The following is a 490-nucleotide window of genomic DNA, read 5'->3' on the forward strand; positions in this document are numbered from 1 at the left end:
GCGTTAGTTGCCAAGGATGATATGTCTGCTATTTCCCACATCTTAGAAAAATTAAAGAAGTATCCTGAGCTTGATTTTGAGAAGAGTGAAACCTCTATTTGTGTAAAACCTGCAAATGGTTTCGATGTTTGGCTTAGAGAAAATGCGAATACTTTAACTGTTGGTTTTTCAAACTGGCATGAGGAATTCGATGAGTTGGAAGAAGCTCTAGATTGTTTTGCTTTCGGCCTCAGCAATAAATGCAGACTTAAGGTGTTTAAACGTGGGGACTACGAATATAAGTGGGTAGTTCAGGCGCTACATGAAAATGAGTGGTATGACGAAAGCACAACTGCATTATTATTTTTCCCATTTTGGCGCAAGAAACAGGTACACTTTTTACAAAATGCGGTAATTGGCAACTAACAAGTTACTCAAAAGGACGTAAAACGCTTGGCTTGCGCTCCTTCGTCGCTAATTTTAGCCAAGCATTTTTGCGCCCATTAGTAAG

The 490-nt window shown here is 39.4% G+C and carries 1 protein-coding gene; it reads left to right on the forward strand.

The genetic code is table 11. From position 1 onward, the window contains the following. On the forward strand, positions 1–405 hold a 405-nt coding region (locus tag ACGHEH_RS21760), incomplete at its 5' end, for a hypothetical protein (protein WP_390449893.1). Positions 406–490: the final 85 nt, after the last annotated feature.

It is taken from the genome of Pseudoalteromonas sp. MTN2-4 (assembly GCF_042848605.1).
Classification (GTDB): domain Bacteria; phylum Pseudomonadota; class Gammaproteobacteria; order Enterobacterales; family Alteromonadaceae; genus Pseudoalteromonas.